Origin of the sequence: Chryseobacterium sp. B21-037, assembly GCF_028570785.1 — a bacterium.
Taxonomy (GTDB): domain Bacteria; phylum Bacteroidota; class Bacteroidia; order Flavobacteriales; family Weeksellaceae; genus Chryseobacterium; species Chryseobacterium proteolyticum.
The window spans coordinates 1,605,885-1,632,101 of the sequence record NZ_JALGCB010000001.1 but is presented as its reverse complement, the minus strand read 5'-3'; the positions used below and the strand labels follow the sequence as shown (position 1 = coordinate 1,632,101).

The window sequence follows — 26,217 nt, the reverse complement described above, 5'->3', positions numbered from 1 at the left end:
GCTTTTTGCTATCTTTAATGTAGAATAATAATTGTCTGATGAACGATCTTACCGGTTATGATTAAAGAATTTTTAAGCCAGTTTCCTTACATTTTACCTGCGATTGAAATACTCTATCTTGCAGGGATCTTTTTTCTTGCGGTGAGAATTATCATGGATACCAGAAACACCAGCAAAACGTTGGCTTATCTGCTACTGATCGTCTTTTTACCCATAATAGGGATCGTGATTTACTTTGTTTTTGGTGTTAATTACAGGAAGAATAAGTTCTATACATTCAAGATTGAAAGAAACGAGGAAATCTATAACAGGATTAAAAAATATATCAAAGAAACGCATTATGAAACTCTTGGTATCAGAAAAAAAGAGCTGGAGGATTTTATAACGACCGTTAATTTTCTTTATCATGGCGGACACTCACCCCTGACCCGTAAAAACAAGGTAGAAGTATTGATTAACGGAGAGGAGAAATTTCAAAAAGTTTTTGAGGTTCTTGAAAATGCGCAACACCATATTCATCTTGAATATTATATTTACGAAAATGATGATATAGGTAATAGACTTGCGGATTTACTGGTGAGAAAATCTAGGGAAGGTGTTATTATCCGTTTTCTTTATGACGATATGGGAAGTGGTAAAATCGGAAAGAAACTGCTTGCAAGATTAAGAGAAGCCGGAGTAGAAGTTTCTCCTGTCAACAAAATTACTTTCAGGGTTCTCGCCAACAGGGTCAACTACAGAGATCACAGAAAAATTATTATTGTTGACGGAACAAAAGTTTTTACAGGTGGAATCAATGTTTCTGATAAATATATCAATCCTAACCCTACACAATATTGGCGCGATATGCATTTATATATCCAGGGAAACGGAGCTTTTTATTTCCAGTTTTTATTCCTGAGCAATTGGATATTTGCAACCGAAAAAATTCCTCCTTTGTCTGAAGACTATTTCAATTATAAGGATGATGAAGAAGGAAGCACAATTATTCAGGTAGCCGCCAGTGGACCGGATACCAAGCCTTCCATCATGCTGAGTACAGCTTCTGCTATTCTTTCGGCCAAAGAAAAAGTATATATTGTTACCCCTTATTTTATTCCCGTAGAAACAGTTCTCAATGCCATCAAACAAACTGCTATTGCCGGACTTGACGTACGGCTTATGGTTCCTGAGTCCGGAGATTCTGTTGTGGTAAATGCAGCTGCTTATTCCTATTATGAGGAATTACTGGAAAGTAATGTGAGAATCTTTTTTTATAAAAAAGGGTTTATACATGCTAAAACGATGATCATAGATGATCTTTTTTCATCAGTAGGTACTGCAAATATGGATGTGAGGAGTCAGGAGCTGAATTTTGAGGTGAATACTCTTGTATTTGATAAGGAAACAAACCGGGAGATTGAGCAGGTATTTCTTCATGATATGAATGATTGCTCTGAAATTCATCTTAATGAATGGAGAAAAAGACCTAAGCTAAAGATTTTCTTTGAACATTTAGCCCGCTTGCTTTCTCCACTCATCTGACCAGGTACCTTTACCTATGTGCTATATTTTAGATAGATTTTCAATTGCCCTTTCTAACGTTTCCTCTTTTTTTGCAAAGCATAACCTGATCACGTTTTCGTTCATCTTGTTTTTGTAGAAAGAAGAGAAGGGAACACTGGCTACTTTATGGGTCACTGTCAATTCGCTGGCAAAGTCAAAATCATTTTTATCCGATATCTTATCATACTTTAAAGCCTGAAAATATGTTCCTTCACAATCAAGTAATTCGAATGAAGTAGTCGAAAGCCCTTGCCGTAGAAAATCCCTTTTTTTCTGGAAAAATTCATTCAGGTGGTTGTAATGTTCATCATCTTTCATATATTCGGCTAGCGCCAGCTGAATGGGTGTGTTCACGCTAAACACATTGAACTGATGAACTTTTCTGAATTCGTCGGTCAGGATTTTTGGAGCTGCACAATAGCCCACTTTCCAGCCTGTAACATGAAAAAGCTTTCCAAATGAAGCTATCAGAAGGCTTCTTTCCCTTAGTTCTGGATATTTGCAGATACTTAAATGCTGTTTTCCGTCGAAAACAATATTTTCATATACTTCATCACTTAAAATGAGAATCGGTGTATCTTTTACGATATGAATAAGCTCCTGAATATCGCTTTCCTTTAAGATCCTTCCCGAAGGATTATTAGGATTATTAAGAATGATCATTTTGGTTTTTTCATTAACCATTCCTTTTACAGCATTCCAATCGATCACATAATCCGGGGCCTTCATTTCAAAACGCCGGATAACTCCTCCAAAAAGTTCTACGGTCGGCTCATAACAATCATAAGCCGGTTCAAAAATAATCACTTCATCGTCTCTCTTGATGAACGTGGCTATGGCTGTAAAAATAGCCTGTGTTCCCCCTGCCGTTACTGTAATTTCTGAGTCGGGATGATAAATGGCCTGATGGCTGTTTTCAATTTTCCTGGCAATTTCTTCCTTTAATCCAATCATCCCTCCCATGGGAGCATATTGATTAAACCCTTTTTTAATGAAATTATCCACGTAATTCAGTAATTCTGGATCCGGCATAAAATCCGGAAATCCCTGAGATAAATTGATGGCTTGATTTTCATTTGCCAATTGAGTCATCTGACTGAAAATAGTAGTTCCAACATTGGAAAGCTTGGAAAGAGGAAGCTGTATCATTGACTGTATTTTATATACTTCGAATTTAATTTATTTTTTCCAATACAGAAGTATGGATATAAGAAAAGGTTACCCAATTCGATAACCCTGATGTTTATTATTTGTGATTTTATTTTTTTGAGTATATATAAAAGATTATTTTATCCATTCAAATATTTTGATTACTTGATTACTATTTTCAAAGCCATCTACAGGGAAATAGGTAAGGGTATCTTTTTTTAAAATCTGGCTCATTATTCCGGCGATGTTTTTTTTATGATCAGACATGATTTTTATATTATTTTTCTCCAATATTCTTACGATAAATTCCGAGCAATAATAGGCTTTGTTGTTTTCCTCAAACTTAAAATCAAAATTGATATTTTCTTTTTCAGATTCGCGAAGGGTCTGTTTAATATGCTTAAAACTTGCGGTATCAATATTTTTAAGTTTCCAGATAGACAAATAATTCAGGTCTTCAGGACTGATGAATTCGTCTATACTATCAATATAAAGATTGTTATTGTTTTTATTTTTGTCCACATACACATGATAAATGGTTAGGATATTATTGTTGACAAAACCAATTCCCAAATGAGAAGCATATTTATTATTGATATTAAAGTCTTTTGCGACATTTCCCAGTTTTCCTGTTGTACCTCTTTGTATTAAATAAATGGCCTCACTATTCAGTTCAATATTTTTAATTTTATATTTTAAAGAAGGGTCTTTATGAAAAGAGAAAACTGCTATTATGAGCGCAAGGCCCATAACAGCAATTAAGAAATTTATTTTTTGATAAGGAAATGCAATTCTCATAGTTTACTTAGCTCCTAGTATAGCTCCTGTTATAATACCACCAACCACACCTATTCCTGCTCCTACAAGTGCTCCAACAGGACCTGCTACTGCAAATCCAATGATACCACCGCCTACCATACCGATCATACCGCCTGTAATCCATAACGGTTGTTTACCGGTTGGAATTCCTGTAATCAGGTAATTTCCTTGTTCAGCATTGTATTTGTAGTCATTGATATTCTTAATCATTGATTTTTCATTAGCCGGAAGATTGTTATATGCTGCATTCGCCTCTAAATGAATGATTGAACCGTTATTAATTGTTATCGCTAATGATTTTGCAGCACTTGAAATATTTAATTGTTGAACAGCCTGTGCAAAAGGTACCTGCATTAAACTTACTGTTTTGTTAATAATATTATTAACCTGATCAAGTGGTAATCTTTCATCCGTTGCAATTTGAGCTTTTTCGTAAAATGTATTCAGATCCTGCTGATTTAAAACATAGCCCGGATTTTGAGCAAACTTACTTCGGATAAATTCGAATCCTGCATTTACAGCCTGAGGATCTGTAAAATAAGTACCATTGGTAAAGCTTAGAGCTGTTTTAGGTAATGATTGGGTTGATTGGTAGTTTTCATTTTGCAGGTTTGTGTTGTCTTCGCCACAAGAATTAAACATACATTGTGTAGTTGCCAGTCCGGCAAGGACCAGAAGCGTTTTTGTTTTCATAGGTTAAAGTTTTTGTTTTTTTGGTAGACTAAAAGTATCATGATAGTAAACATCCCGATACTGTGAATTTGTAAGTGTTGGTGTTTTTTTAATAAGTGTTGTTAATCGGAGGTTAACTGTAACCAACATGAAAATGAATAAAGAGCTGTTCGGATATGAACAGCTCTTTTTAAAAACTTTGGATTTTATTTTGAAATAATCAATTTTTGAGAATTTATTTTATTGGCTGATTTAATTTCAACAATATAATTCCCCTGAATAAGATGCTCAGTATTTAGTTTTATATTCTGGCGGCCGCTTTCAAGGTTTTCTGATTTTTCCAGCACTGTTTTTCCCGATGTATCAAGAACTCTTATGGAAACAGGTCCTCTTGAGGATAGATTTGTTTGAATATCCACATAGTTTTTAGCGGGGTTAGGAACCAGTCTGTACTCATTATCCATCGCTGTTAACTCTGCCTTGCCAATAGCTTTGATATCAATCTGAGGTGCTGTATTGCCAATATTAGCCTCTCTGGAAGGGACTGTTGATTTGGAATAACAGAAAGTGAAGCATCTTGTACATACCAGTAGTTTTCCTTGCTTTTCAGTAACACATATCGTATATGTACCAGGAGTGGCATAAGTATGGGTTAAAGTGGAAAAAAACATAAGGAGATGTTGTTCCGTCACCCCAGTTTACAGTGTAGCTACTGCCCGGATTATTGGGTGTTGAAACAAGAATTGGATTGGTAAGAGTTAAATTCACAGTTCCTGTGTTATTACCTTGTGTACTGAATGATGTTTCAAGTTTAAAGTCTGCTGTACATCCGTCACATGATTTGATGCAAATATTGTCGAAGTATACTCTCTCGCTTGGGCTTGAAGTAATGTCTGGCGATATCATTACTGCTGTTGAATTGTTCAATACATTATTGAAGTCAGTCCATGTACCTCCCGGCATGCTCCATGTACCTTCTGAATTACTTGGAAAAGCTGAGCTCGTAGCTAAAGCTAATGGAGCACGTACCCGGACCCATCCGCTATTAGGGGTTACTGTAGCATTGGCAACAAACGTAATCGCCTGATTTCCTGAAAGAATGTAAATAGTAGGATGGAGTGGGGCATTAAAACCTCCGTCTTTTTCAAGATAAAAATCGAAATACAGACATTGTCCCAGGAATCTTTGGCCTATGTTTTTATAGTCAACAGGATTGATGAACCAGGACCCACCGGAAAGATCATCTAGTATAAGATATTGTGAACCGTCTAATGTATTGGGGCTGCCAAGGTTGTAATTGACAGCGTTGTTTACAGGATCCAGCTGCCAGTTTCCTAAAGGATTACTGGTACCGTTAAAATCAGAACAAGGAGCTTGTGCATTCATCAGAAGGCATCCAAGGAACAAATAAATCGTTAAAAAATATATTCTTATCATAATGTGCTACTGGTTTTATCAATCAAAAACCAGAAAAAACTTTAGTTATTAGTAATTTGTTTATGAACTTGTTATAAATGTATTACGATATCTGATGCCAGGGTATTGTGATTTAATAAGTGTTCCTGCTTCACTAATAAGTGTTATGTAATTTCTCTTAATTGTGATTTAGCGTCTGGATTCAAACGATATTTTACATACATATAAAATATCCCTCCATCCAAAATATTATGTTGGATGGAGGGATTTTGCTTTTTGAAAAATCGGATTAGGATTTATTCCAATTGTTCAATTTTATTTAAGAAATCATTTTTCTTACGGACGGAAACATCCAGAACAGAGTTGTCAGTCATAATCACCTGTCCTCCTTTTCCTTTGATGTATTCTTTTAAGTGGCTCAGATTGATGAGGTGTTTATGATGAATTCTGAAAAAATTATAATCGGAAAGAAAATCTTCAAATTCATGCAGTGTTTTCGATACAATAACCTTTGTTTTATCACTCATATAAAATGTAGTGTAGCTGGAATCCGCTTCGCAACGAACAATATCTGCGATATTTGTAAGCTTGAATCCCTGCATAGTAGGTAGGCTTATTTTATTCTGGTGAACAGCCGGTGTAGAAGTTCTGTTCTTTTTGTTGATTTCCAGAGCTTTATTTACAGCGATAATAAAATCCATCTTTTTGATAGGTTTCAGAAGGTAATCCGTTGCTCCATTTTTTATGGCCTGGATCGCAAAATGTTCAAAGGCGGTAATAAATATGATCTGCGAGCTGATCTCCTTGAATTTTGAAAGCAAATCGAATGCGGTACCGTCTTTTAGCTGGATATCTAAAAATAAGATATCCGGAGCGTTTTTCAGAAGATTAACATAGGCTTCTTCTACGCTTGAGGCCTGAAACGAAATCTGTATATCCGGAAACTCATTCTTCAGCAGGAGAGAAATATAATCTCTTCCGTCTTGTTCATCATCAATGATGCAGGCTTGTATTTTGGTTTTCATAGGGGGGCATATATAGTTTAATTTGTGTACCTTGTTTTCCGTCCTTTTCGGAGAGATTATTCAGCTCCAACGTTATATCAGTCTCAAAAAGCTGCCTGAATGTTTCAATCCTTTTTTGAGATAATTTCACTCCGAAAGAATTGGCTTTTGCAGATTCCGGTCTTTTTTCCATTCCCACGCCATTATCCTCAATAGTAATACAAAGAAGTGAATCGGTATAATCAAATGTAATCCTGATATTTCCTTTTCGATCCTTTAAACCGGAAACACCATGTTTTATGGCATTTTCTACAAACGGCTGTATCAGTAATGATGGGATCATCCAGTTTTCATCTGTATTTTTTGAACGTGTTATGGTGTAGTCGAACTGATCCTTTAAACGTAATTTTTCCATATTCAGATATAGAGAAAGGTATTCAATTTCCTCTTTGATCTGCATAAATGTCTTTTCAGAATAGTGTAACGTTTTTCGTATCATCTGAGCAAATATGTTTAAATAGTTTTCAGTTTCCGCATAATCTTTTTTGTAGAGCAAAAACTGAATAGAATTGAGACAGTTATAAATGAAATGTGGATTTATTTGTGCCTTGATGGCCTGTAACTCAAGTTCGGCAATCTTCTTTTCATAATAAAGCGTTTCGAGTTTTTGTTTCTTTTTCTCTGAAAGTAAATAGTAACCACCACAAAAATAAGTGAGCATCCTATTATAATGATGAAGAATTTAAACCACCAGGTTTGCCAGAATTTGGGCTTAATTTCAAATGCTATTGACGAAAATGTATAGGATCGTTTTCCATTATAACCGAGCCCGAAAACTTTAAAAGTATATTTCCCCGGCGGAATTGAATTAAACATGATTTTAGATGAATTGCTTATTTGCCATTCGTCGGTCAGACCTTCGACTTTATACTTGAATTTGATCATACCCTGAGAGATATAATCCGGAAAGCTGAGGTCAAAAGTTATTGTGTTGTCAGGTGTTTGCCCTTTAATTTCCTGATTGAGATCAAATATCTCTTTATCCCCTACGGTTACAGAATTAATGACTACTTTTTTATTGATAAACTTCTGCTGGGTTAACAAGTTGTGAATAGGTAAGATACCCAGCCCTTTTGAAGTTCCGGCATAAATGGTGTCGTCTTTTATAACGCATCCGGCGACTACGTTAGAGGGAAGCCCATCGGTTTGTGTGAAATTATCGATGGCCAGTTTTTTCCCTTTTATTTCTATCCTGCTCAAACCGGAGTTGGTACTCGCCCAGAAAACGTTTTCATTTTCAACTTCGATTTTTTTTATCTGGTCTGTGGACAGACCATCTTTTTCAGTGATTCTTTTGAGGATCTTTTTGTTATTAAAAATCAGGACTCCATTGAGATTGGTTGAGCCTACATATACATCAGGCTTAAGTTTTTTGATATCTTTGAAGTAATATCCCTCAATAAATAGTTTTCTTTTATTTGTTTTTACATTCATTTTATACACATCCTTAAAACTTCCAACAAAGACACTATCTTTGTCGTAGCGTAGGGCTGTATAGGCTCTTTCATTAAACAGGTCAGATTTGGCCCCGGTAATGAAATTATAAAGTGTAAGACCCTGGGAAGTACAGAGGAGTATTGAACTGTCATTATAAGGGATTATATTTTTTAAGCTATAATCACCAATGGTTGTAATTTTTTTATTATCGGTATTGTATTGGTACGTTCTTAAACTAAGCCCCAGTATAACACTATTCCCTTTTGAAAACAGGGCCTTTGTTTCAATTTTCCTATTTTTTTCAAGGGATACATCAATGATGGTATTCGATTTTAAAATGCCGAATTTTGCCTCATTGTACCCCATGATAATGTTTTTACCACTTTTTCCGATAGCTGTAATGTAGGAAGAATTATTCTTTACAGGAAGATGGATATAATTGTTGAAAAACTTATCTGTAATAAAGTAAATACCATTGTTTCTGGTGGAAAACCAGATGTTTTTATCCTTGTCTACGAGGATATGATTCATGACAAAATCATTCATGATCTTCATGGGCCGGGATAGGTTCCCATCCTGTAAAGTATTTTTGTAATAAAGAACTCCTCCTTTATCTAAACATACCCACAATCTGTCGTTACGGTCAATAACAAGCTGATGGATCGGTTCTCCAACAGAAAACGACTGCGTTTTAATGAATTCAAATTTGTTTTTTCGTTTGAAGATATCAATAGTATTTCCACGGTAAGCAACTAAGAAGTCCCCCTTTCTGTAGATGGCACTTTTTGGTAATGAAATATTGCATAGTATTTTCTTTCTTGTGAGGATATCATATGCTATAACTTTTTGGGTATCATCTGTAAGGTAAAGCAGGTGGTTGGCCACATCCATACTGAATATATAAGGATTACGACCCACTAAGGGAAAACCTGCATGTAAGGAAAGAGGAATTGTTGTTACTTTTCCACGTCTGTATATATAGATATCTTTTGGATTGTTGGCTGTATATATACAAACTGAATCTCCACTGCTGTAAGTATGGGAAGTGTCACGGAATTTAAGTTTCCTAAGCTCTTTGTTATCATCCGGATTGATGATTTTGCCATTTTTCAGATAGGCAAAATCACTCAGGTAGGTTACGATGAAAATCTCACCATTAGATAGAGGGTTGCACCCAAGGATATCAATGTTTTTAAGCCCGCTTTTTTTATTGTATTGTTTAAATTCCTTACCATCAAACCTGAAAAGTCCATTATCGCTACCAATCCAGATAAGTCCTTTGTCATCCTGACTCATAGAATAGGTATAAGAGCTATTCAACCCGTCTTTCTCACTATAATTTACCAATCCCGGGATTTGAGAAAATGAAAGAAATGGAAAAAATAGTATTACTAAAAATAGAAGAAAATCACGTAGGTTTTTCACTTGATCTTGAATAATGATGTAAATATAAAATTTGCTTGATAATAATGCAAAACATATTACATAATATTGAAAAAAATGAATTAGAAAAATTCGGATAATTTTAAGCATTTTCGTACTTTTGTGTGTTTGCTGAAATAACTTATGTCACAAGAAATAAATCCAATCTATTCAGAAGATAATATCAGAACCCTCGATTGGCAGGAACATATTCGTTTGCGTCCCGGTATGTACATCGGAAAGCTTGGAGATGGTTCTTCCGCCGATGATGGTATTTACATTTTACTTAAAGAAATTCTGGACAACTCTATCGATGAGTTCAGGATGAAATCGGGTAAGAGAATTGAAATAAAAGTAGATGACGGAAAGGTAACGATTCGTGATTTTGGCCGGGGTATTCCACTTGGGAAAGTGGTGGATGCCGTTTCCAAAATGAATACCGGAGGTAAATACGACAGTAAGGCCTTTAAAAAGTCCGTAGGATTGAATGGTGTTGGTACAAAAGCGGTTAATGCGCTTTCTGATTATTTCAGAGTAAGATCTTTCCGCGACGGAAGAATGAAGGTTGCGGAATTTTCACGTGGAATCATTTCGGAAAACCATGAGGAAAAAGATACTTCGGACAGGAACGGTACTGAAATTTCGTTTATACCCGATGGAGAAATCTTTCTTCATTTCAAATACAGAAAAGAGTATATCGAAAGAATGCTCCGGAACTATGCATATCTGAATCCGGGACTGAAGATCATTTTTAACGGGGAAACCTATTATTCAGAAAATGGACTTAAAGATCTGCTAGAAGAAGAACTGGAAAGCGAAATTCTATATCCGATCGTACACCTGATGGATAATGATATTGAAGTAGCTATTACGCATTCGGATAAATCACAGACTGAAACCTATTTTTCTTTTGTGAACGGGCAGAATACAACGCAGGGAGGTACCCACCTTAATGCTTTCCGTGAAGCATATGTGAAAACAATCCGTGAGTTTTTCAACAAAAACTTTGATGCTTCGGATATCAGAAAATCAATCATTGCTGCCATTTCAATTAATGTAGAAGAACCTGTTTTTGAATCCCAGACCAAAACAAAATTAGGATCTAATGATATGGGCCCTAATGGTCCCACTGTAAGAACCTTTATCATTGATTTCTTAAAAAGCAAACTGGATAATTTCCTGCACAGAAACCCTGAGATTGCAGAAGCCATTCAACGGAAAATTTTAATTTCCGAAAGAGAGCGAAAGGAACTTTCGGGAATTCAGAAACTGGCAAGAGAGCGGGCGAAAAAAGTATCGCTTCATAATAAAAAACTGCGTGATTGCCGTCAACATTATAATGATCAGAAGGCAGAAAGAAAAGGGGATACACAGATCTTTATTACCGAGGGAGATTCCGCATCGGGATCCATCACGAAATCAAGAGACGTAGAAACGCAGGCTGTATTCTCACTGAAAGGGAAACCATTGAACTGCTACGGACTGACCAAGAAAGTAGTGTATGAAAATGAAGAATTCAATTTATTGCAGGCCGCTTTAAATATTGAGGAAAGTCTTGAAGATCTGCGATACAATCAGGTTATTATTGCAACTGATGCGGATGTCGATGGAATGCACATCCGTCTTTTAATGATTACATTCTTCCTGCAGTTTTTCCCGGACCTGATCAAGAACGGGCATCTTTATATCCTTCAGACACCTTTATTCAGGGTGAGAAATAAAAAAGAAACCCGGTATTGTTATACGGAAATGGAAAGGGTAAAGGCTTTGAATGAACTAGGAAAAAACCCTGAAATTACACGATTTAAAGGGCTTGGAGAGATTTCTCCCGATGAGTTTAAACATTTTATAGGTAAAGATATCCGCCTGGAGCCTGTAGTTGTTGGAAAAGATCAGACCATAGAACAGCTTTTAGAGTTTTATATGGGTAAAAATACACCGGACAGGCAGGTTTTCATTCTTGAAAATCTTGTTGTAGAAGACGGGGATATTGATAGCAGAGAACTAATAAGCGAAGTAGAAAGTTAAATAGATCCCTCCAAAAAACTTTTTTGTTATAATTAATCTTTAAAAAACTTAAATGGCATAACCTTTAAACTTAAACACAAATAACAATGAGATTAAGTAACCGTAATAAAGCACCGGGCTACAACTTTATTAATACCCTCTTAATAATGTTTTTAATAGCCGGAATTGTGTCCTTCTTTTTAGAAGAATATAAATTTAATATTTTAGGAACAGAAAGCTATCTGCTGATTATTGTACCGGTAATTATGTTATTAGCTTTCCATCTTACCGGAAGACAAATATTTGAGTATGATAGTGATGGAGAGGCTCTCAATTTCAAAAACAGGAACATCATTCCATTTTTAGATAAACCTTTAAGTGATGAATTTCCAAAATACAAATTAATAAAATACGAGATCGTCAATTTACTCTTTGTAAAAAGATTATATATTACAATTTCAAGTAAGAATAGTGGGTCAACCATGTTGAAATACGAAATTTCTTACCTGACGACAAAAGAAGTAAATGATTTGAAATTCTCTTTAAATAAAGTAGTAAAAGCGAATAACGAGAAAAACGTTAAAAACGAATAATGACAGAAGAAAATTCACATGAAGGCGAAAGCCTGAAGAAAGTTTCCGGACTTTATAAAGACTGGTTTCTGGACTATGCTTCTTACGTGATTTTAGATAGAGCGATTCCATCGGTCTACGATGGATTAAAACCCGTTCAGCGAAGAATTATGCATTCCATGCGTGAGCTGGAGGACGGGCGGTACAACAAGGTAGCGAACATTGTAGGAAATACAATGAAATATCACCCCCACGGGGACGCTTCTATTACTGATGCCATGGTACAGATCGGGCAGAAAGAGCTTCTGATTGACACTCAGGGAAACTGGGGGAATGTCTTTACCGGAGATTCGGCTGCAGCAGCAAGGTATATTGAAGCCAGATTAACCCCTTTTGCACTGGAGGTAGTTTTCAATCCTAAGACAACGGAGTGGGCAAAATCTTACGATGGACGAAATAACGAGCCTATAGATCTTCCCGTAAAGTTCCCTTTACTTTTAACGCAGGGAGTAGAAGGGATTGGTGTAGGATTATCCACGAAGATACTTCCTCACAACTTTAATGAACTGATCAATGCTTCAGTAGCTCACCTTAAAGGAAAAAAGTTTGAACTTTTCCCAGATTTCCTTACAGCAGGGTATCTGGACGTTTCTGAATACAACGACGGACAAAGAGGTGGTAAAGTACGTGCAAGAGCCAAAATTACACAGACCGATAAACATACTTTGGTTATCTCTGAACTTCCCTTTTCCAAAACAACCAGTGATCTGATAGATTCTATCCTAAAGGCTAATGAAAAAGGTAAGATCAAGATTAAAAAAATTGAAGACAATACGTCCGATACCGTAGAAATTCTGATCCATCTCCATAATGACGTATCACCGGATAAAACAATTGATGCGTTATATGCCTTCACAGATTGTCAGGTAACAATTTCTCCGAATGCGTGTGTAATTGTGGGGGATAAACCAATGTTCCTGAGTGTTTCTGAAATCCTGAGAATGAATACGGATCATACCGTTTCATTGCTGAAAAAAGAACTGGAGATTGAACTTCACGAACTTCAGGAAAGCTGGCATTTTTCTTCATTGGAAAGGATTTTCATCGAAAACAGAATCTATCACGATATTGAAGAAGTAAAGACATGGGAAGAGGTAATCAAAACTATTGATGCAGGATTAAAACCACATACCAAGCATCTTTTGAGAGCCGTAACTGAGGAAGATATTCTGAAGCTGACAGAGATCAGAATCAAGAGAATTTCCAGGTTCGACTTAGATAAATTTAAAGAAAATATTGCTGCTCTTGAAGGTAAGATAGAGCAGGTTAAACATAATCTTGCTAATCTTATCGCTTATGCTATCGAGTATTATTTAAATATTCAGAAGAAGTACGGTAAAGAAAAGCAGAGAAGAACCGAATTAAGAATTTTCGATACCATTGATGCTACAAAAGTAGCCGTGGCTAACGAAAAATTCTATGTAAACCGTGAAGAAGGATTTATAGGAACCTCATTGAGAAAAGATGAATACCTGTTCGATTGCTCCGATATCGATGATATTATAACTTTTAGAAAAGACGGAAGTATGAAGATCGTCAAAGTAGAGGCAAAAACCTTTATCGGAAAAGATCTCCTGCATGTGGCTGTCTGGAAGAAAAACGACAAGAGAACAGTGTATAATATGATCTACCGTGAAGGTAAAGAAGGTCCGTATTATATGAAACGTTTCTCCGTGACGGCGGTGACAAGAAATACAGATTATCCTCTGGCATCTGATAAAAAAGGCTCCGAAGTGCTTTATTTTTCCGCTAATCCGAATGGAGAAGCTGAAACGGTTACTGTTCTCTTGAAACCGAATCCAAGAATCAGAAAAAATAAGATGGATATCGATTTTTCTGAATTGGCAATTAAAGGCCGTGATTCCAAAGGAAACCTGGTGACTAAATACTCCGTGAAAAAAGTAGATCTTAAGGAAGAAGGTATTTCAACCCTGGCTCCAAGAAGAATCTGGTTTGATGATACGGTACGAAGATTAAATGCTGATGGCAGGGGTACTTTGTTAGGGAATTTTAAAGGAGATGATAAAATCCTGACGATTAATTCCAATGGAGAGGCAAAGCTGGTAAGTTTTGACCTTGGAAACCGTTTTGACGATGATTACCTGATCCTTGAAAAATGGCGGCCGCAGCAGCCTGTAACCTGTATTTATTATGACGGGGAAAAAGAGATGTATTTTATTAAAAGATTCCTTCTCGAAAATAATACCAATCCTCAGAATTTCATGCCTTCGGAGCATAGCAAATCCTTTATTGAGAATGTGATAGTAGCCAACGGATCTACTGCAGAAATCATTTTTTCAAAAGATAAAGGAAAAGAACGTGATCCCGAAACCATAAATATTGATGATTTTATTATGGTGAAAGGTATAAAAGCAATCGGAAATCAATTTACCAAATTCAAGGTAAAAGCGATAAATATTACGGTTCCGGAGATTGAAGAAGAGGAACCGGAAGTATATGAAGAGCCTGAACATACTGAAGGCACTGATGAAGACGGTGGGGTTATCGGTGACCTTTTTGAAGGAGATACTGATAGTGACGAAAATTAAATTTTAAATTAATCATGAATATCTTATTATTAGTTATTATAGCTACCAGTATTATCAGCTTTATTGCTTTTAATAATCATGGTATTTTCGAAAAGTATAAATTTAATGTAGGAGCTATTCAAAACAGGAAAGAGTACATCCGTCTCCTTTCTGCAGGTTTCCTTCATGCAGATTTAATGCATCTTCTGTTTAATATGATGACTCTTTATTTCTTTGGGCCTATCGTAATGGAAGGTTTTGGAAATCTGGGTTTCATAATTGTATACTTTGGTTCTATACTGCTCGGAAACATGTTTTCCCTCTTTATCTATCAGAAGCAGCCATGGTATTCTGCTATTGGAGCGAGTGGAGGGGTTTCAGGGATATTATTTGCCGGCATTGCACTTATTCCTGATCTTAAAATATATATATTCTTTATTCCTATCGGAATTCCGGGCTATATTTTCGGGCTTCTTTATTTCAGCTATTCCGTCTATATGATGCTTAATCCCAGACAACATGATAATATAGGTCATGCAGCGCATCTTGGCGGAGCCTTTTTCGGTTTGCTATATGCGGTGATCAATCAGCCTGAAAGAGCAATGGATAACGGTTTGTATATTGGAATTATGGCGATTCCGCTCCTGTACTTAAGCTATGAAATTTTTGTCAGGAAAAGAATAGGATAAAAAACCTATCTTTAAATAAAATATCAAAACCAATGAATACAATAGAGTTGAATCGTTTTATCGTCATACTTATCTATGGTTCATTGGTTTTGCTTTCTTTGTTAAAACTGGCCAATCCCCTTAAAGTTAATCGAAAAGCCAACCTATGGTTTGGTTTGTTTCTTTTTTTGTGGTCTACGTACTGGCTGGATGAAATTTGGTCACTGATCAAAGTTTCTCCGATAGAAATTCATTCCATTCTTTTTGTTCAGTTCGTTCAGTTTTTTACACCCATTATGTTTTATTTCAGTGTTTTATTTTTTACAAATCCTTCATTTAAGTTTAAGAGGTCGGACGTAAAATATGCTGTTTTACCTGTTATTTTTCTGATCAATTTGTTGTTACAACGTTACGGAAACTTTGAAAACCAATCTTTTTTTGAGTTTACATTTATAGGATTGATATTATTCCAGGCGGTATTTTATACAGGGCTTTCTTATTTTACCATACGGAAACATCAAAAGAGAATTCAGCAATTCTCTGCTAATACGGAAGGGATCAATCTTAATTGGCTGGAGTATATTATTCTCATTCTTTTGATTATCAATATCGTATATGTTATCTACAATCTTTTCTATGATTCTACATCATTAAATGCTTTCATCAATATAGCTTTTCTTTTAGTGGTTTATTTTGTAGCGTATTACTCGCTGAAGCAAAAAGAAATTTATCCTGTTGAGGAAAAACAACGGGATGAGCTCATATCCATTAATGATGAAGCAGAAAATGAAGAAATCAAACGAAAGCTCATTTCTGATGAAGAACTATCCCGGCTTAAAACAAAGCTCGAAAATGTAATGGAAAAAGAAAAGCTTTACCTGGATAGTGAGCTGAATTTAATTAAGCTTGCAGAACACTTGTCTGTTTCTACTCATCATTTATCGTATGTGATCAATAGCGGCTTTCAAAAAAACTTTTTTCAGTTCATTAATGAATATAGAATAGAGCATGCTAAAAAGTTGCTGAAAAATAATGACGCCAATAAGCTTTCCATTTTAGGGATTGCTTTCGAATCCGGATTTAATTCCAAGACCTCATTTAATACCACCTTCAAAAAATTCACTGATCAGACCCCTTCTGAGTTTAAAAAATAAGTTCAGGTTTATAAATTTTAACCTTTTTTACTTTTATTATATTGATTTTAAGTTGTTTATGATTTGTGCTTAAATGTGTTCAGTCATATAAGATGGAACAGAAAAGGATCTTCATAAAGATACATTTGTACCATAATTTTTATCATGGATACTAAAGAATCATTTGCTGTTGTAACGGGAGCAAGTCAGGGATTAGGCAAGGCGTTTGTCGAGAATCTGGCTAAAAAGAAGATCAATGTTATTCTTATCAGTCTGCCTGGTCAGAATGTGGCTTATTTAAGTGAAAAAATAGCAGAAACCTATGATGTAAAAACCCATTATTATGAAATTGATCTTTCAATAAATGAAAATGTAATGTACATAACAGAGAAGCTGAACAGGTCTTTTAATATTCATATTTTAATTAATAATGCCGGTCTGGGAGGAACCCGAAAATTTGTGGATGCTACGCCTGATTATATCAATACGATATTACAGGTCAATGTTATGGCTACTTCTTTAATGACCCATCAGCTGTTGCCTAATCTTTTGAAACAACCCAAAGCTTATATTTTAAATGTTTCCAGCATGGCTGCATTTTCACCGATTGGTTTTAAAACGGTTTATCCCGCCTCCAAAACATTTATCCATTCCTTTTCCAGGGGATTACATGAGGAACTAAAAGATACCAATGTTTTTGTGAGTGTTGTGAATCCGGGAGCAATGAAAACCAATAAAGATGTCTGCGAAAGAATTGAAAAACAGGGTTTTTTAGGAAAGCTGACTTTGCTTGATCCTAATAAGGTGGCTGCACGATGTGTCAACCAGCTATTCAAAAGAGATTCTGTCATCATGGTTAATCCTATAAGTTGGCTGGTAATGAAGATATTGCCCATCTGGATTAAATTACCTTTGATGACGAACGCAATAAAAAAAGAAATAGAAGCATGAAAAAAGTTTTTGTTACAGGTAGTACCGGGCTTTTAGGAACTCATGTTGTTAAAAAATTATTAAGAGATGGTTATTTTGTTATTGCTTTGGTGCGGCAGAAAAGTCGCTATTATGGTCAGGAAGATGAAAACCTCCGGTTAGTTGAGGGAAGTTTGTTTTCTGATGTTTCCTCGCATCTTAAACTGGTGGATTTCGTCATTCATATTGCTGCTGAAACTGGGCAGGATCTGCTTTCCTATGAGGAATACAGAAAAACAAATTATGATGCCGTGGTTCATTTGTTTTCACAGTCAGTTGAAGCCAGGGTTAAAAAGTTCTTATTTGTAAGTACTGCGAATACGATGGGATATGGGAATCTTGACGAATTAGGTCATGAAAGCTCTGGTCAAAAATATCCCTTCACAAAATCTTATTACGCTCAAAGTAAATCAGAAGCTGAGGGTTTTCTTTTCCGAAACAACAAAACCACTGAAGTTGTTATTCTAAATCCGACGTTTATGATCGGGCCTTATGACTGGAAGCCCAGCTCGGGGAAAATTATTTATTGGGTATGGAAGAAAAATCTGGTTTTTTACCCATCCGGAGGAAAGAATTTTGTTCATGTGGAAGACGTTGCCTCTGGAATCGTTAATGCCATCGAAAGGGGAAAAAATGGAGAGCGGTATCTTTTAGGGCATGAGAATTTAAAATATAAAGACTTCTTTAAAAAAGTAAATCTGATTACCCATCAAAACCCTTTATTGCTTCCACTTCCGGATTTCATTCTGATACTTTTGGGAATAACAGGGGATTTACTAAGATGGCTGAATGTAAAGACGAATCTAAGCTCACCCAACATGAAAGCTTTGAGAATAGATAATTATTATACCAACTGCAAGTCAATAAAACAATTAAACCTGGAATACCAGTCCGTAGATAAAGCAATTGCCGATGCGATAGATTTTTTTCAGAATAAAGAATATACTACTTTGAAAACTTCTCCAAAGCCTCTTTCAACGTTTCAACAAAATTAATATGCCTGGTTTTATTGCTTTCAAAAATAAAATCTTTCATACTTTTACTTTCATATTGACTAAAATCTCCTATAATGGCTAATCCCATTCTGTAATTGGAGAACTTCTGGAGAATATCGCCGGCAATTTTAGTCTTGAGGTCAAAGAATTCCGGGGTTATATTTTTCTCATAGATAATCACCTTATCAAACCCCTGATAGTAGGCGTTACCTAATAGATCGATACCGTCCTGAGCCGATTGTATAATCGCGTTATCGGAAATCACTTCCGCTACTTTGATACCATTGACCTGGTGAGTTTTAAATTCCATGATTATTTAATTTTTGACGTAAAAATTTGCTTATTGATGTAAAGGAAAACAAGTATTATGCTAAATATTGTTTCGTTTAAAAAATATCAGTGACCAGGAAAGTGTCTGTCCTTATTCGTATTTTCAGGGTTGATTAAAGATTTATTGCAATAAGTTGCTGCTTCAAACTCCTGTATATTAATAGACAGAATAGGTATATCCGGAAACATCAGATTCAGCCGTTCTATTATTTGTCTGGATAAGCTGGCCTTTTGTTCTATTGTTCTTCCTGCCATAATATTTCCGAAAATATGGATAAAGCTTTCCTTTCCATCATCCATCTTATAATATTTAAAAGGCTTTAATCTCACTTTGATATCTCCTTTTGCAAAAAGTCCGGAGTTTTCTGCAGTCTCGTAAACTGCATTCATTATTTCACCGGGAGATTTCTGATCTAAAATATTTTCTGAGCAATCTATGATAAAATGTGGCATGGTTATTTGAAATTTGAGCTAAAGATACAGAACTTAAAACCGAAAATAACGGAATCCTATCTTTTTCCCGTTATAAACCTGTCATTTCCAGACAAATCTTTTACAAGATGAGCCTCCGAAAAGAAAGAATAAAGCTCCAGGGTTTCTGCCCCTAATTTTTGATTAATTTCTAAAAATAACAATCCGTTTCCGTTCAGGTTCTTTTTCGAGTCTTCAGCGATTTTCCTGTAGAAGATCAAAGCATCAGAAGTAGGAGAGAAGAGTGCCATTTGTGGTTCAAATCCTTTCACAGAGTATTCAATTTCAACTTCTTCTTCAATCCCGATGTAAGGAGGATTGGAAATAATGACATCATAATTTTCAGTAAGCTTAAAATTCAGATAGTCACCATACATAAAACGAGCATCCAGCCCATGAAAAACAGCATTTCTTCTTGCTGTTTCTAAAGCTGCTTCTGAAAAGTCTATAGATGAAACATCGGCATCCGGAAAATGTTTTTTAAGAACCAAAGGAATAACTCCGCTTCCTGTACCAATATCAAGAATCTTAAGATCTTTCTGTTCAGAAAACGAACTTTGGATTGTATCAATGGCTATCTCAAGCAGTTCTTCTGTTTCGGGGCGTGGTATTAAAACATTTTCGTTCACAAAAAATGTCATCCCGTAAAATTCCGTTTCACCTAGGATATGTTGGTAAGGTTTACCGGTTTTTAGCTCTGCGGTTATTTTCTGAAGCTCCTTTTCATCATCAGATAGCAACTCCTGATGAGAAAACCGTCTTTGCTGGAATTGATCCAATCCGATTAATTTTTCAACAAAAACAGAAAACAGGAAAGCACTTTCAGATGCTGTATACAGATCACTCAGCTCTTTTTTGAAATGGATTTTAAATTCTGAAATTGTCATTTATCTTGTAAAAACCAATTTGGTATCTGTAGATTTTTCTTCGTCGATCATATAACCTTCATAATTAAAGGCTTTAATATCGTCCAGCGTTTGGGCATTGGTTTCAGCACAGAATCTTACAACAAGACCTCTGGCGTGTTTGGTATACACAACAATCGTTTTTAATTTTCCGTCCTTTAATTCATAAAAATCGAAATCAATTACTTTATGGTTAAGTTTTTTCCGGTCAATTACTTTTCCATATTCATTACTTGCCAGTTGAAGCAGAATCTCATTTTTCTTCATTTCTGAGTTCAGCTGATCTGTAATTTTCTCTCTCCAGAACTCATATAGATTTTTGTATTGATCAAATTCAAAATGACGGCCCATTTCAAGTCGGTACAACATAACTTTATCAGAAGGTTTTAACAAGCCATAAAGACCTGAAAGCATTCTGTAATTTTTCTGCAGATAATCCACGGCACTTTTATCCAGGGTTTTGGCATCAAGCCCTCTGTATACTTCTCCGGTGAACGCAAACATAGCCGGTGCAGATTCTTTAGGCTTTGGATTTGCTTTCCAGTTTTGATTTCTTTCCCAGTTTTCATCTGCCAGCTTAGGAGAGATCTCCATGAGTTCGGAAAGATACTTAGGTGATTTATGTTTTAAAAATGATTGTATAAATTCTGCCTCTTCAATGAATTTCGGGGTAGTGGATCTCAACAGGTCAGTTGAATTTTCTACGTTCATTAATTTAGCCGGTGATGTAATGATTTTCATAAAATAATATAATAAGAACCTCAGTGAGAGGTATATAATAAACAATATATATTTAATGTTGGATAATAATCGTTATTGGGGAAATCCGGAAATATATCCCATTTTTAGTTTCTTCCTAACCTCTAACCTCTAATTTCTAACTTCTATTTAGAAAACTTATATAATCCCTTTTCCCTGTCTGATTACTTCAGGTTCTCCGGAAGTAAGATCTACAATAGTGGAAGCTACATTGTCTCCGTATCCTGAATCTATAACAATATCCACCAGATGATCATATTTTTCAGCGATGAGTTCCGGATCGGTAGAGTATTCGATCACTTCATCTTCATCCCTGATAGAGGTAGAAGCAATCGGATGTCCCAATTTTTCAACAATCAGCTGAGGAATGGAGTGGTCTGGAACACGGATACCGATTGTTTTATGTCCTTTATAAGCCAGAGGAACACTTTTGTTGGCATCCAGAATAAATGTAAAAGGTCCGGGAAGGTGGCTTTTTAAAAATCGAAATACGGAAGTATCAATGGGTCTTGTAAAATCCGAAAGGTGACTGAGGTCGTTACAAATAATTGAAAATTGGGCTTTTTCCAGCTTCATTTTTTGATCTGAGCCAGTTTTTCCATGGCTTTGATGTCAAAAATATTACAACCCAATGCATAAATAGTATCAGAAGGATAAATAATTAATCCACCATTATTCAAGGTTTTAACCACCTCATTAATAAGATTTTCCTGAGGATTGTCAGGGTAAATTTTTAATATTTTTGCCATAAAACAAAGATACAAATAAATGTATAGTTTTTATAAAACTCCTTTATTTAAAAGAAAAATTAGGAATTTTAAAAAAAAGTCGTACATTTGCAATCCAATATCGCGGGATGGAGCAGTAGGTAGCTCGTCGGGCTCATAACCCGAAGGTCATCGGTTCGAGTCCGGTTCCCGCTACTAAGCAAGTGTTTTCGGTAAACACTCTAAAAAATACACCGCGGGATGGAGCAGTAGGTAGCTCGTCGGGCTCATAACCCGAAGGTCATCGGTTCGAGTCCGGTTCCCGCTACTAAGCAAGTGCTTTCGGTAAGCACTCTAAAGATACACCGCGGGATGGAGCAGTAGGTAGCTCGTCGGGCTCATAACCCGAAGGTCATCGGTTCGAGTCCGGTTCCCGCTACTAAAGCAAAAGAGAATCACTTTGTGATTCTCTTTTTTATGTTAAAAAATCCCGCATAAAGCGGGATTATATTATTGTGCTAGTTCAGCATAAGGTTTTAATTTAAGATCATCTGCCATTGTCTGACCCAGAAATTCTTTCTTTTGATTTCCTTTCATTCTGTTGGAGGCATCACCACCATTAAAATAAGCGTCATTTAATTTTGTAGTGATTTCACTAGGATTAAAATCAATTTTAGTATCACCTTCCACTCCAAGATATCCATTCTTTTTTGTGAGGTAAGTAATATAGTTTTTATAGTTGATAAGCGTATTTCTCAGGTATTGGGTGTGGTATTCCATGCACTTTTTAGCTTTCTTTGAAGAATTATTTAAAATGCAGTTGTTCATATTTCCTCTGTATAAGTACCATTCAGATTCTAAAATACCATATTCTTTTCCCAGTGCTGCTTTTCCGTTGGTAAGAATATTATTGTCTCCTTCTTTGGTAGAGATCGCTTGTAAATGTCCGATAACCGCAGGAACTGTATTTTCAATTTTAGTTTTTGCTTCCTTTAAAGCGCTGAAATCTGCAGCAGGCGAACCTTTCTTCTGAGCATTAGTAATGTTAAAAATAAGTAGTAATAGTACAATCAGTAAATTATATCTTTTCATGAGAAATTTTTAAAGCACTAAAATAAATATATTTTCCCAGTTTAAACATATTCATTTTAATTTTATTTAATAAAAATTAACAAGTTTTAAGAATTTATATTGTAATTAAAGAATTTTCTATTGATAATTCAGTGGAATTTGATTACTACTTATAAATTTAACATATTTTAATAAAAAATATTATATTGAATATCAATTAGTTACGTACTTATTCTGTTTATCACTAAAAAAATAGTTGTTTGAATGTAATTTATTTCTACATTTGTATAACTAATTAAATAGTGATATAGAATTTAGCGATGATATATCATTCAAGATAAATGAACAGGATATGATAATTCAGACTTTAACAAAAGCAGAAGAACAGGTAATGCAGTATTTATGGAAAATTGAAAAAGGATTCCTCAAGGATATTCTTGATTTGTTTCCTGAACCCAAACCTCACACAAATACTGTTTCAACTATTCTAAAAGTATTAAAGGATAAGGAATTTGTTGATTATAATGTTTATGGCAGACAGCATGAATATTTTGCACTGATCACAAAGGAACAGTATTCGGGAAAGACGATGAAAAGTCTTGTGAAAAATTATTTCAAAGGATCTTATAAAAGTGCAGTCTCTTTTTTGGTAGAAAAAAATGAAATGACGGTAGAAGATCTTGAAATGCTGCTCAACGAACTCAAAAAGAAAAACTGATATGGAAACTCTACTTCTATACTTTGGGAAAGTAATTGTATGTTCTGGTGTAACATTTTTGTATTATCAGTTGTCTTTAAAGGACAAGACATTTCATCATTATAACAGATTCTATCTGTTATCGGCTATATTACTTTCATTGTTATTACCTCTTATGAGGGTTGATGATTTTACTATAGAAGTGAATAATGAGGTGTATTTGTTGCTCAATAAATTACAGAATTTTAATTCACATAAAAACATAAGCAATGACCACATTTATTTTAGAATTATTTTTTCAGCTTTGGGACTGGTTTCTTTCTATTTTTTAGGAAGGTTTATCTATGGGATCATTAGGATCCAACAGCTTAAAAAGAAATTTCAAAAAGAGAGTTTTGATGGTATAAATTTTTACCATACAAACCTTAGTGAAGCACCGTTTTCATACTTTAAAAATCTATTCTGGAAGAATTCAATACAGTTGAATTCTGATATTGGGAAACAGATCTTAAAGCATGAGATGGTACATATTGAACAGAAGCATTCCTTTGATAAAATTTTTATCGAAGTGATTACCTCAGTCTTCTGGTTCAATCCGTTCTTTTATATGATGAAAAAAGAACTCGGTCTTATCCATGAATACCTGGCTGATAAAAAAGCCGTCAAACAATCGGACACAAAAGCATTTGCGCAGATGCTTTTAGCAAGTCACTTTTCCGGAACACAGTTACCTGCAACCAGTCCGTTTTTAAGTTCAAATCTAAAAAAACGTCTAAAAATGTTACAAAAACCCAAAACCAAATTCGGGTATGCGCGAAGGATTTTTGCATTACCGGTTTTATTTACAGTGGCTTTTGCCTATATGGTAAATGCGAAGAATAAAGAAATTAAAGAAACCAACATAGCGATCCGGGAAGCAGTATCCAGAATGGAAGAACAGCCTGAAGCCAAAATTCAGAATGTAACTTCCATTACAAAAGACACCATTCCTGCCAAGATTGGTAAAATTGATGATTCACAACAAAAGCTGTTAAGAAAAAAAGAAACAGAGAAATTAAAAGATCTTGGAAAGAAAATTCAGGAAAAAAGTATGGCTCTGAAAAGCCTTAAGCCGGAAAGTAAAGAGTTTCAGAAGAATGTAGATGAGCTTAATGATCTGTCAGCTGAAATGGGAAAAATTACAAGTTCCGATGATTTCAAAATGGCTTATACCATTAATGGAAATGAAATTAAAAGAATTAATGACTTTTTCAAATCCGATGAATGGAAGAATAAAGTGAAAGAGCTCAAGAATATGAACGTTGAGATTCCTGAAATACCTGAAATTAATTTCGATTTCCAGGATATGCCAACGCCTCCGGTCCCTCCGACAGCTCCTCGAATGAAAGCATTAAAGTTCAGTGAAATTAAGGATATGAAATGGGATGCAGCAGAACTTGCCAAGGCTTCCGAGAATGCAAAAGGAGCTATGGAAACGGCTGCGAAACGAGCGAAACTCGATAGAAAGCGTGCCAGGCTTAACGAAAAAAGAGCTAAACTTGATGCAGAAAGAATGAAGCTGGATGCAGAAAGAAGAGCATTGGATGGCAACAATAGAAGAGTTTATGTGTATACATCCAGTTTTAGCGATTCGGATAATCCGGTGACAGTGAGGCTGAACTCTAATTTTAAAGATGTGAATACTTTTACAGTTCCAAGAGTAAACGGATCCGCTAATAATTACGGTAACATGAAATTATACATTAACGGAGTAGAGGTCACCAGAAAAGAATTTGATGCTATTAATCCAAAGGATATTAAAAGTATGAATGTGAATAAGCGCACAAAAGACGGAGATCCTTCAGGAGAGATAAGAATTCAGACAAAATAATAAAGTTCCAATTGGCTTTGTCAATCCAGAATTGGCAAAGCTTTTTTATGTCTCAATAACCTATGAAAAATAATATTTTACTTTTTTTACTTTTGAGTATACTTACTCATGCCCAGGCAAACAGGTTTTATTATGATTATAAATATATCTCGGATTCCACCAACAGAGCGGATATAAAAAGTGATGTAATGCTCCTGGATATTGATAAAAATGGCTCAAAATATTACAGCCGTGAAAAATTTGTCTCCGACTCTACAACAAAAGCGGATATCACAAAACAAATGAAAGGCGGTTTTGGAGAAAGTATTAATATCAAAAAAAATATGAAACCGGGTGTGATTGCTACAAGCGTTACCAAAACATATCCCGACTATAAGGTTGTACTTTCAGAAAAAATAGGGAACACAATCTATAAAATAGCAGAAGATCAAAAACCTGAATGGAAGATTCTTTCTGAAAAACAAAAAATAGGAGAGTATAACGCCCAAAAAGCAACAACAACCTATGGAGGCAGAGAATGGACTGCCTGGTTTAGTACCGATATCCCTTTTCAGGACGGACCTTATAAATTCTATGGATTGCCCGGTTTAATTGTGAAGCTTGAAGACAAAACAGGTTCGCATATAATGACTTTGATTGGAAATAAAAAGACAAACATAAGCCAGGACGAAGACATACAAATGCCGGGAGTAACTATGATCGGTTTGGGGGGCAAAGATATCGAAGTAACAAAAAAACAGTTTAAAAAAGCCTGGAAAGATTATCAGGCAGATCCCACAAAGGACATGAAGCAAACAATGAGCACACTTCCGGCCGGAGCTGTCGTAAGAATGAAAAATAAGGATGGGAAAGACATTGATATGAATGAAATGTACAGGAATATAGAGAAAAGGGCGAGAGAAGAAATGAAAAATAACAATAATAAAATAGAGCCTGATCTTTATAAATAAA

24 protein-coding genes, 3 tRNA genes and 1 pseudogene are annotated in these 26,217 nt (G+C 35.3%); 14 read left to right on the top strand and 14 right to left on the bottom strand.

The features are described from left to right. Positions 1–57: 57 nt before the first annotated feature. Entirely contained in the window at positions 58–1,524 is a 1,467-nt protein-coding gene (gene cls / locus MTQ00_RS07175) for a cardiolipin synthase (RefSeq protein ID WP_273648265.1), read from the top strand. A gap of 21 nt (positions 1,525–1,545) precedes the next feature. Here the strand turns inward: cls and MTQ00_RS07170 are convergent, their stop codons facing one another. The 8 genes from MTQ00_RS07170 to MTQ00_RS07135 form a co-directional block, all read right to left on the bottom strand. After that, the gene (locus MTQ00_RS07170) at positions 1,546–2,694 is read right to left on the bottom strand and encodes a methionine aminotransferase (protein ID WP_273648264.1); all 1,149 of its coding nucleotides are present in this window, start codon (positions 2,692–2,694) and stop codon (positions 1,546–1,548) included. Positions 2,695–2,829: 135 nt separating this feature from the next. Beyond that, complete coding sequence (locus tag MTQ00_RS07165; RefSeq protein WP_273648263.1) at positions 2,830–3,492, bottom strand: YiiX/YebB-like N1pC/P60 family cysteine hydrolase; 663 nt, start codon at positions 3,490–3,492, stop codon at positions 2,830–2,832. 3 nt (positions 3,493–3,495) lie between these two features. Next, on the bottom strand, positions 3,496–4,206 hold the full coding sequence (locus tag MTQ00_RS07160; protein WP_273648262.1) for a hypothetical protein: 711 nt from the start codon (positions 4,204–4,206) through the stop codon (positions 3,496–3,498). A 185-nt stretch (positions 4,207–4,391) separates the two neighbouring features. Continuing rightward, positions 4,392–4,856 carry a T9SS type A sorting domain-containing protein gene (locus tag MTQ00_RS07155; protein WP_273648261.1) on the bottom strand — a complete coding sequence of 155 codons (465 nt, stop codon included), beginning with the start codon at positions 4,854–4,856 and terminating at the stop codon, positions 4,392–4,394. Next, positions 4,792–5,622 (bottom strand): hypothetical protein, encoded by an 831-nt coding sequence (locus tag MTQ00_RS07150; protein ID WP_273648260.1) that lies wholly within the window; start codon positions 5,620–5,622, stop codon positions 4,792–4,794. The genes MTQ00_RS07155 and MTQ00_RS07150 overlap by 65 nt, the downstream gene beginning before the upstream one ends. 275 nt (positions 5,623–5,897) lie before the next feature. Continuing rightward, on the bottom strand, positions 5,898–6,626 hold the full coding sequence (locus MTQ00_RS07145; RefSeq protein WP_273648259.1) for a LytR/AlgR family response regulator transcription factor: 729 nt from the start codon (positions 6,624–6,626) through the stop codon (positions 5,898–5,900). Continuing rightward, positions 6,595–7,170 carry a sensor histidine kinase gene (locus tag MTQ00_RS07140; RefSeq protein ID WP_337249983.1) on the bottom strand — a complete coding sequence of 192 codons (576 nt, stop codon included), beginning with the start codon at positions 7,168–7,170 and terminating at the stop codon, positions 6,595–6,597. The genes MTQ00_RS07145 and MTQ00_RS07140 overlap by 32 nt, the downstream gene beginning before the upstream one ends. Before the next feature lie 32 nt (positions 7,171–7,202). Continuing rightward, a complete protein-coding gene (locus MTQ00_RS07135; protein ID WP_273648258.1) occupies positions 7,203–9,449 on the bottom strand; it encodes a two-component regulator propeller domain-containing protein in 2,247 nt (748 codons plus the stop codon). A gap of 219 nt (positions 9,450–9,668) precedes the next feature. Here MTQ00_RS07135 and MTQ00_RS07130 point away from each other — a divergent pair, with 219 nt between their 5' ends. From MTQ00_RS07130 to MTQ00_RS07100, 7 genes are all read left to right on the top strand, one after another. Then, complete coding sequence (locus MTQ00_RS07130) at positions 9,669–11,552, top strand: DNA topoisomerase IV subunit B (protein ID WP_172278691.1); 1,884 nt, start codon at positions 9,669–9,671, stop codon at positions 11,550–11,552. An 86-nt stretch (positions 11,553–11,638) separates the two neighbouring features. Continuing rightward, complete coding sequence (locus MTQ00_RS07125; RefSeq protein WP_273648257.1) at positions 11,639–12,124, top strand: hypothetical protein; 486 nt, start codon at positions 11,639–11,641, stop codon at positions 12,122–12,124. After that, on the top strand, positions 12,124–14,712 hold the full coding sequence (locus MTQ00_RS07120; protein ID WP_273648256.1) for a DNA gyrase/topoisomerase IV subunit A: 2,589 nt from the start codon (positions 12,124–12,126) through the stop codon (positions 14,710–14,712). Before MTQ00_RS07125 ends, MTQ00_RS07120 begins: the two co-directional genes overlap by 1 nt. A gap of 14 nt (positions 14,713–14,726) precedes the next feature. Further along, complete coding sequence (locus MTQ00_RS07115; protein ID WP_172278685.1) at positions 14,727–15,380, top strand: rhomboid family intramembrane serine protease; 654 nt, start codon at positions 14,727–14,729, stop codon at positions 15,378–15,380. A 32-nt stretch (positions 15,381–15,412) separates the two neighbouring features. Then, positions 15,413–16,513, top strand: a complete 1,101-nt coding sequence (locus tag MTQ00_RS07110) for a helix-turn-helix domain-containing protein (RefSeq protein WP_273648255.1) — start codon at positions 15,413–15,415, stop codon at positions 16,511–16,513. 144 nt (positions 16,514–16,657) lie between these two features. Next, entirely contained in the window at positions 16,658–17,443 is a 786-nt protein-coding gene (locus MTQ00_RS07105; RefSeq protein WP_273648254.1) for an SDR family NAD(P)-dependent oxidoreductase, read from the top strand. Beyond that, positions 17,440–18,456: an NAD-dependent epimerase/dehydratase family protein gene (locus tag MTQ00_RS07100; RefSeq protein WP_273648253.1), complete on the top strand. Its 1,017-nt coding sequence runs from the start codon at positions 17,440–17,442 to the stop codon at positions 18,454–18,456. Before MTQ00_RS07105 ends, MTQ00_RS07100 begins: the two co-directional genes overlap by 4 nt. Here MTQ00_RS07100 and MTQ00_RS07095 read toward each other — a convergent pair. The 5 genes and pseudogenes from MTQ00_RS07095 to MTQ00_RS07075 form a co-directional block, all read right to left on the bottom strand. After that, complete coding sequence (locus tag MTQ00_RS07095) at positions 18,407–18,766, bottom strand: DUF4180 domain-containing protein (RefSeq protein ID WP_172278677.1); 360 nt, start codon at positions 18,764–18,766, stop codon at positions 18,407–18,409. The two genes, MTQ00_RS07100 and MTQ00_RS07095, sit on opposite strands and share 50 nt — an antisense overlap. 86 nt (positions 18,767–18,852) lie before the next feature. Next, positions 18,853–19,239 carry a 5-carboxymethyl-2-hydroxymuconate Delta-isomerase gene (locus tag MTQ00_RS07090; RefSeq protein WP_273648252.1) on the bottom strand — a complete coding sequence of 129 codons (387 nt, stop codon included), beginning with the start codon at positions 19,237–19,239 and terminating at the stop codon, positions 18,853–18,855. Between the two features lie 56 nt (positions 19,240–19,295). After that, a complete protein-coding gene (gene prmC / locus MTQ00_RS07085; RefSeq protein ID WP_273648251.1) occupies positions 19,296–20,144 on the bottom strand; it encodes a peptide chain release factor N(5)-glutamine methyltransferase in 849 nt (282 codons plus the stop codon). After that, positions 20,145–20,903 (bottom strand): peroxide stress protein YaaA, encoded by a 759-nt coding sequence (gene yaaA / locus MTQ00_RS07080; RefSeq protein ID WP_273648250.1) that lies wholly within the window; start codon positions 20,901–20,903, stop codon positions 20,145–20,147. Positions 20,904–21,059: 156 nt separating this feature from the next. Next, positions 21,060–21,670: pseudogene (locus tag MTQ00_RS07075) on the bottom strand (L-threonylcarbamoyladenylate synthase). Positions 21,671–21,771: 101 nt separating this feature from the next. Between MTQ00_RS07075 and MTQ00_RS07070 the strand changes: the two are divergent. The 3 genes from MTQ00_RS07070 (at position 21,772) to MTQ00_RS07060 (ending at position 22,067) form a co-directional block, all read left to right on the top strand. Continuing rightward, positions 21,772–21,844: transfer RNA gene (locus MTQ00_RS07070), tRNA-Met, on the top strand. A gap of 39 nt (positions 21,845–21,883) precedes the next feature. After that, a tRNA-Met gene (locus tag MTQ00_RS07065) sits at positions 21,884–21,956 on the top strand. Between the two features lie 38 nt (positions 21,957–21,994). Beyond that, positions 21,995–22,067, top strand: a tRNA-Met gene (locus tag MTQ00_RS07060). A gap of 71 nt (positions 22,068–22,138) precedes the next feature. Here MTQ00_RS07060 and MTQ00_RS07055 read toward each other — a convergent pair. Further along, on the bottom strand, positions 22,139–22,720 hold the full coding sequence (locus MTQ00_RS07055; protein ID WP_273648248.1) for a hypothetical protein: 582 nt from the start codon (positions 22,718–22,720) through the stop codon (positions 22,139–22,141). Between the two features lie 331 nt (positions 22,721–23,051). Between MTQ00_RS07055 and MTQ00_RS07050 the strand changes: the two genes are divergently transcribed. The 3 genes from MTQ00_RS07050 (at position 23,052) to MTQ00_RS07040 (ending at position 26,216) form a co-directional block, all read left to right on the top strand. Further along, positions 23,052–23,417, top strand: a complete 366-nt coding sequence (locus tag MTQ00_RS07050; protein ID WP_172278665.1) for a BlaI/MecI/CopY family transcriptional regulator — start codon at positions 23,052–23,054, stop codon at positions 23,415–23,417. Between the two features lies 1 nt (position 23,418). Beyond that, positions 23,419–25,266, top strand: a complete 1,848-nt coding sequence (locus MTQ00_RS07045) for a M56 family metallopeptidase (RefSeq protein ID WP_273648247.1) — start codon at positions 23,419–23,421, stop codon at positions 25,264–25,266. Positions 25,267–25,328: 62 nt separating this feature from the next. Then, on the top strand, positions 25,329–26,216 hold the full coding sequence (locus MTQ00_RS07040) for a GLPGLI family protein (RefSeq protein WP_273648246.1): 888 nt from the start codon (positions 25,329–25,331) through the stop codon (positions 26,214–26,216). The last annotated feature ends 1 nt before the right edge of the window (position 26,217 follow it).

What these genes read in the sequence shown, in the direction of transcription:
- MTQ00_RS07130 (WP_172278691.1), top strand. Translation starts at nt 9,669, where the DNA reads ATGTCACAAGAAATAAATCCAATCTATTCAGAAGATAATATCAGAACC.
- MTQ00_RS07125 (WP_273648257.1), top strand. Translation starts at nt 11,639, where the DNA reads ATGAGATTAAGTAACCGTAATAAAGCACCGGGCTACAACTTTATTAAT.
- MTQ00_RS07110 (WP_273648255.1), top strand. Translation starts at nt 15,413, where the DNA reads ATGAATACAATAGAGTTGAATCGTTTTATCGTCATACTTATCTATGGT.
- MTQ00_RS07160 (WP_273648262.1), bottom strand. Translation starts at nt 4,206, where the DNA reads ATGAAAACAAAAACGCTTCTGGTCCTTGCCGGACTGGCAACTACACAA.
- MTQ00_RS07120 (WP_273648256.1), top strand. Translation starts at nt 12,124, where the DNA reads ATGACAGAAGAAAATTCACATGAAGGCGAAAGCCTGAAGAAAGTTTCC.
- MTQ00_RS07155 (WP_273648261.1), bottom strand. Translation starts at nt 4,856, where the DNA reads ATGTTTTTTTCCACTTTAACCCATACTTATGCCACTCCTGGTACATAT.
- MTQ00_RS07150 (WP_273648260.1), bottom strand. Translation starts at nt 5,622, where the DNA reads ATGATAAGAATATATTTTTTAACGATTTATTTGTTCCTTGGATGCCTT.
- MTQ00_RS07105 (WP_273648254.1), top strand. Translation starts at nt 16,658, where the DNA reads ATGGATACTAAAGAATCATTTGCTGTTGTAACGGGAGCAAGTCAGGGA.
- MTQ00_RS07055 (WP_273648248.1), bottom strand. Translation starts at nt 22,720, where the DNA reads ATGAAAAGATATAATTTACTGATTGTACTATTACTACTTATTTTTAAC.
- MTQ00_RS07050 (WP_172278665.1), top strand. Translation starts at nt 23,052, where the DNA reads ATGATAATTCAGACTTTAACAAAAGCAGAAGAACAGGTAATGCAGTAT.
- yaaA (WP_273648250.1), bottom strand. Translation starts at nt 20,903, where the DNA reads ATGAAAATCATTACATCACCGGCTAAATTAATGAACGTAGAAAATTCA.
- MTQ00_RS07165 (WP_273648263.1), bottom strand. Translation starts at nt 3,492, where the DNA reads ATGAGAATTGCATTTCCTTATCAAAAAATAAATTTCTTAATTGCTGTT.
- prmC (WP_273648251.1), bottom strand. Translation starts at nt 20,144, where the DNA reads ATGACAATTTCAGAATTTAAAATCCATTTCAAAAAAGAGCTGAGTGAT.
- MTQ00_RS07045 (WP_273648247.1), top strand. Translation starts at nt 23,419, where the DNA reads ATGGAAACTCTACTTCTATACTTTGGGAAAGTAATTGTATGTTCTGGT.
- MTQ00_RS07100 (WP_273648253.1), top strand. Translation starts at nt 17,440, where the DNA reads ATGAAAAAAGTTTTTGTTACAGGTAGTACCGGGCTTTTAGGAACTCAT.
- MTQ00_RS07090 (WP_273648252.1), bottom strand. Translation starts at nt 19,239, where the DNA reads ATGCCACATTTTATCATAGATTGCTCAGAAAATATTTTAGATCAGAAA.
- cls (WP_273648265.1), top strand. Translation starts at nt 58, where the DNA reads ATGATTAAAGAATTTTTAAGCCAGTTTCCTTACATTTTACCTGCGATT.
- MTQ00_RS07145 (WP_273648259.1), bottom strand. Translation starts at nt 6,626, where the DNA reads ATGAAAACCAAAATACAAGCCTGCATCATTGATGATGAACAAGACGGA.
- MTQ00_RS07095 (WP_172278677.1), bottom strand. Translation starts at nt 18,766, where the DNA reads ATGGAATTTAAAACTCACCAGGTCAATGGTATCAAAGTAGCGGAAGTG.
- MTQ00_RS07115 (WP_172278685.1), top strand. Translation starts at nt 14,727, where the DNA reads ATGAATATCTTATTATTAGTTATTATAGCTACCAGTATTATCAGCTTT.
- MTQ00_RS07170 (WP_273648264.1), bottom strand. Translation starts at nt 2,694, where the DNA reads ATGATACAGCTTCCTCTTTCCAAGCTTTCCAATGTTGGAACTACTATT.
- MTQ00_RS07040 (WP_273648246.1), top strand. Translation starts at nt 25,329, where the DNA reads ATGAAAAATAATATTTTACTTTTTTTACTTTTGAGTATACTTACTCAT.